This is a genomic window from Phenylobacterium sp. (assembly GCF_036263695.1).
GTDB lineage: Bacteria > Pseudomonadota > Alphaproteobacteria > Caulobacterales > Caulobacteraceae > Phenylobacterium.
This window is the reverse complement of the sequence record NZ_DATAGM010000453.1, coordinates 1-5,012: the sequence shown is the minus strand read 5'-3', so window position 1 is coordinate 5,012 and position 5,012 is coordinate 1. Positions and strand designations below refer to the sequence as shown.

Here is a 5,012-nt window from a genome sequence, read left to right as displayed (position 1 = left end):
TATTTTCCGTAACGTAACTCTCGGATGAATCGAGTCGAGGCCGGCTGCAACCGGAGCAAGAGTTCCCCCCGGGCGAGATGACGCCCTGCCTTGTGGGAGCCCTCCGGATGCCTCGCCCGCTTCGCCCGCCGATCCTGACCGTCGCCCTTCTCGCGAGCGGGGTCGCAAGTCCCGCCTGGGCCTCCGGCTCGGGCATGCCCTGGGAAGCCCCGCTCCAGCAGGTGGTGGACTCGATCACGGGGCCGGTAGCCCAGGCGATCGCGGTGCTCTGCGTCACCGTGTTCGGCCTCAGCCTGGCCTTCGCTGAAGGCGGATCGATGCAACGACGCGGCCTTGGGGTCCTGTTCGGCCTGGCGGTCGCCTTCGCCGCCGCCTCCTTCTTCATGAGCTTCTTCGGCTTCGCCGGCGGGGCGGTGATCGGATGAGCGGCGAGCCTGATGGCTGGGAGGTCCCCGTGGCCGGAGCGCTCACCCAGCCGGTGCTGATGGCGGGCCTGCCGCGGGACTACGCCATCCTCAACGGCACCCTGGCCACGGTCATCGGGCTGGCTCTGAAGCTCTGGCCGCTGGGGCTCGCCTGGTGGGCCGCGGCCCACGGCCTCGGGCTGCTGATGACCCGCGCAGATCCGAGCTTCCTCGCCGTTCTTCGCCGCCACCTGATCCAGCCGTCCCACCTCGACGCCTGACGCCGCCCCATCCGCAAAAGGGAGAGACACCGATGCGTTTCCTGGACGAGCACCGCAGGCGGCCCGAGCTCCTGGCCGACCACCTGCCTTGGGCCGCGCTGGTGTCGCCAGGCGTCGTGCTCAACAAGGACGGCTCGTTTCTGGCGGCCGCGGCGTTCCGCGGCCCGGACCTGGAGAGCTCGACCGCCGACGAGCTGATGGCCACCCGCGCGCGGCTCAACAACGTCCTGAAGCGCCTCGGCTCGGGCTGGTGCCTGCACGTTGAGGCCCGCCGGCGGCCGGCCGACGCCTATCCGCACTCGGACATCGACGTGGCCGCCGCCTGGCTGGTGGAGGCTGAACGCAGGGCCAGCTTCGAGGCGGCGGTGGAGGCCTTCGAGACGGATTTCTTCCTGACGCTCACCTGGCTTCCGCCAGCCGACGAGGCCCGCCGCCTGGACCGGTGGCTCTTCGGCCTCGCGGCCGACGAGGGGGAGGGGGCCCGGGGGGCCCTGGAGCGGTTCGAGCGCGAGACGGCCGGGCTTGTGGACCTGTTGCAGGAAGCCCTGCCGGAGGCGCACCGGCTGGGCGATGCGGATCTTCTCGCCTACCTGCACGGCTGCATTTCGGCGCGGCCCCAGCCGATCCGCCCGCCGGAGACGCCGGCCTTCCTGGACGCGCTACTGGCGTCAGATCCCCTGACCGGCGGCGTGAGGCCGCGACTGGGCCGCCACCACCTGCGGACGGTGGGCGTGCGCGCCCATCCGAGCCGCACCCTTCCGGGGCTGCTCGATGAACTGGGCGCACTGCCATTCCCGCTGCGGTGGGTGACCCGCTGGATCGCTCTCGACCGGGCCGACGCCGAAAGGGAGATCCTGCGCCTGCGCCGCCAGTGGTTCTCCAAGCGCAAGGGGATAGCCGCTCTCCTCAAGGAGGCGGTCACCCGGGAAGAAGCCGCGCTGATCGACACCGATGCGCTCTCCAAGGCCGACGAATGCGACGGCGCCCTGGGCGCGCTCGGATCCGACGCCGCCGCCTTCGGACACCTGACGCTCACCGTGACGGTCACGGCCGACACCGAACAGGGGGCGGACGAGCGGGCGAGGGCGGTGGAGGCGGCCCTGAACGCCCAGGGCTTCGTGGCGCGCGTGGAGGATCTCAACGCCGTCGAAGCGTGGCTCGGCTCCCTCCCGGGCGAGCCCTACGCCGACGTTCGCCGCCCGCTGGTCTCCACCCTCAACCTCGCAGACATCCTCCCGGTCTGCGCTGCCTGGGCGGGCCCGGCCAGGGACGATCACCTGGCCGGCCCGCCCCTTTTCCTCGCACGCACCACGGGCGCCACCCCGTTCCGGGTCGCCCTGCACGTGGGCGACGTGGGCCACGCCATGGTCGTAGGCCCCACCGGCTCGGGCAAGAGCGCCCTCCTGGCCTTCATGGCCCTGCAGTGGCTCCGCTATCCCCGCGCCCGCATCGTGGCCTTCGACAAGGGCCGTTCCATGCGGGCCGCGACGCTCGCCTGCGGCGGCGTCTGGCGGGCGCTCAGCGCCTCAGGCGGCTTCGAGCTGCAGCCGCTGGCCCTGATCGACGATCCGGCGGAGCGGGCTTGGTCGCTGGATTGGCTTTGCGAGGCGGCCGCCCTGGCGGGTCTGGTCATCACCCCGCGGCGTCGGGAGGAGGCCTGGAGCGCGCTCTCGGCCCTCGCGGGGTCCCCGCCCGCCCAGCGCACGCTGACCTTGTTCTGCGCCCTGGTGCAGGACAGGGACATGGCCGCCGCCCTCGAGCCGCTGACGGTGAAGGGGGCCCACGGCGCCTTGCTGGATGCGGCGGGCGGAGCCGAGCCGTCCGGCGTGTTCGAGACCTTCGAACTCGAGCAGCTGATGTCTACGCCCTCCGTCGTGCCGACGGTTCTGGGTGCGCTCTTCCACGACCTCGAGCGCGGCTTCGACGGCGCCCCGACGCTGATGATCCTGGACGAAGCGTGGCTCTTCCTGGGGGAGAGCGGCTTCGCCGCCAGGATTCGAGAGTGGCTCAAGACGCTCCGCAAGAAGAACGTCGCCGTGGTCTTCGCCACCCAGAGCCTCGACGACGTGGTCCGCTCCCCGATCGCCTCGGCGCTGATCGAGAGCTGCCCGACCCAGGTCCTTCTGCCCAACCCCCGGGCGCTGGAGCCGGCGTCCGCCGACCTCTACCGGCTGTTCGGGCTCAATCGCCGCCAGCTCGAACTGCTCGCCTTCGCCCCGCCCAAGCGCGCCTACTATCTGCGCCAGCCGGCCGGGAGGCGGCTCTTCGATCTCAGGTTGTCGGGCGCGGGGCTCGCCATCTGCGGCGCCTCCACCCCCGAGGACCAGACGCTCATCGACCGCATCCTCGACGCCTGCCCGAGCGGCGGCTTCGCGCCGGCCTTCCTCGAGGCCAAAGGCGTGGCGGCCGCCGCCGACCTCTTTGCAGCCTTCCAGACCCCCACCTCGCTCGCAGCGGAGTAGCCCATGCATCCGATCCGTCTCGCCGTCGCCGCGGTGCTGACCCTTCAGCTCACCGGCACTCCGCCCGCCGCAGCGCAGGCCATCGTCTTCGATCCCACCAACCACGTGGAGAACGCGCTCCAGGCCGCCCGCCAGCTGGAAAGCCTCGCCAACGACGCCCGGCAGCTCGCCAACGAGGCCCGCATGCTGGCCCGCTCGCCGCTTTCGCAGGCAGGTGAAATCGGACGCGCCCTGGCCGCCGTCGACGCCCTCGCCAAGGAGGTGAAGGGCCTGACTGCGGACGCCGCGTCTCTGGAGCAGCAGTTCCAGGGGCTCTACGGCGGCGATGCGTCCGCCACGGACAAGCTCCGGATGCTGGAGCAGGGGCTGGCGCGGCTCGCGGCCGCCAAGCAGACGGCCCAGGACCTGGCCCGAATCGCCGCCGAACTGAACGGCGCGGGCGCGGCCCAGCAGCGCAGGATCGGCGCGGCCCTCTCGGCCTCCGAGGCGGCCGACGGCCAGACCGCCGCCATCCAGTCCTCGACGCAGCTCCTCGGCGTCCTCTCGGAACAGCTCACCGGCGTCCAGGCCCTCATCGCAGGCCAGGCGCGGCTCTCGGCGAGCGAAGCGGCCCGGGCGGCCGCTGAGCGCGAGGCGGCCGTCGAGGCTCACCGCCGCCTGTGGGCGCGCGAGGCGCAACGGCCCGCTCCGCCGGCGTTCCAGCCCTTTCCGGCGGCGCGGAACTGATCGAGGCGAGGGCGTCGCCATGGCTGTGAGCACCGAGACGGCCAACGACCTGATGGTCGTCTTCTCGGAGCAGGTGTCCGCCGGCTTCGAGGCCCTCTCCGGCCCCGTCGACAGCGTGTTCGGCACCATGATCGTCCTAGTGGTCGCCCTCACAGGCATGCAGTGGGCCCTCTCCCCAAACCGGGAGCTGCTGGCCGGCGGGGTGGGCAAGATCCTGCTGATCGGCACGTTCGCGTGGCTGATCAACGACTGGCAGGGGCTCTCCGAAACCCTCTACGCAGGTTTCATCGACCTGGGCCTGACCGCCGGCGGCGGGAGCCTGAGCCGCGAGGAGTTCCTCAACCCGGGGGCGGTGCTGGAGGCGGGCTGGCGGATCGTCCGGGCGATGGGCGAGATCGAGACCCATGTGACCAGCCCGCTGGACGTCGCCGGCAACCTCACCGACGCGCTGATCCTCGGCCTGGCCATGATCGGGGCGATGATCGCGTTCGCGGTGCTGGCCCTCCAGATCATCGTCGTGGTGCTCGAGTTCAAGATCGTCACCCTCGGCGGCTTCGTGCTGCTGCCGTTCGGGATCTGGACGAAGTCCGCCTTCCTGGCGGAACGGCCGCTGGGCTACGTCGTGTCGGCGGGACTGAAGGTGCTGGCGCTCGCCATCGTCGTCTCCGGCGCCCAGTCGGTCTTCGACCGCCTGCTCCCCTCGGAGGATCCGGACATCTACGAGGCGCTGGCCATCCTGGCGGCGGCCCTGCTGCTGGCGATGCTCGCGGTCTTCATCCCCAATCTCGCCGCCAGTCTGATCACCGGCGGGCCGGCGCTCGGCGCAGGCGCCCTGGTGACATCGGGTCTTGCGGTCGCCGGCGGCGGGGCGCTGGCGGCCGGCGCGGCGGTCTCGGCCGGCGCACGGTTCGGGAGCGGCGCAGCAGCCATGACCCGCGCGGCTCGTACTGCGGCAGGGGCGTCCGCGCGGCGGCGCCCGCCGCCGCCCGGGCCGGCCGGTCCGCGCGGGCCGACCGGATCCCCGCCTGCGGGTACAGGGGGCCGTTCGCTCCATGCGCCAGCCGAGGCTTCAAGCCCGTCCCCGTCGGCGTCGACCGCTTCACGTGAGGCCGACGCGGCCCCTGCGGAAGAGGCCGTCT

At 72.2% G+C, this 5,012-nt stretch carries 5 protein-coding genes; all 5 read left to right on the top strand.

Annotated features, from left to right (window positions below; genetic code table 11):
• Nucleotides 1-107 precede the first annotated feature (107 nt).
• Complete coding sequence (locus tag VHK87_RS18210) at nt 108-425, top strand: TrbC/VirB2 family protein (RefSeq protein WP_329636312.1); 318 nt, start codon at nt 108-110, stop codon at nt 423-425.
• A 29-nt stretch (nt 426-454) separates the two neighbouring features.
• Entirely contained in the window at nt 455-685 is a 231-nt protein-coding gene (locus VHK87_RS18205; protein WP_329636311.1) for a VirB3 family type IV secretion system protein, read from the top strand.
• Between the two features lie 32 nt (nt 686-717).
• Entirely contained in the window at nt 718-3,147 is a 2,430-nt protein-coding gene (gene trbE, locus VHK87_RS18200) for a conjugal transfer protein TrbE (RefSeq protein ID WP_329636310.1), read from the top strand.
• A gap of 3 nt (nt 3,148-3,150) precedes the next feature.
• Nucleotides 3,151-3,873, top strand: a complete 723-nt coding sequence (locus VHK87_RS18195; protein WP_329636309.1) for a conjugal transfer protein TrbJ — start codon at nt 3,151-3,153, stop codon at nt 3,871-3,873.
• A gap of 19 nt (nt 3,874-3,892) precedes the next feature.
• Nucleotides 3,893-5,012, top strand: a 1,120-nt coding sequence (trbL, locus tag VHK87_RS18190; protein WP_329636308.1) for a P-type conjugative transfer protein TrbL, incomplete at its 3' end; no start/stop codon positions are given.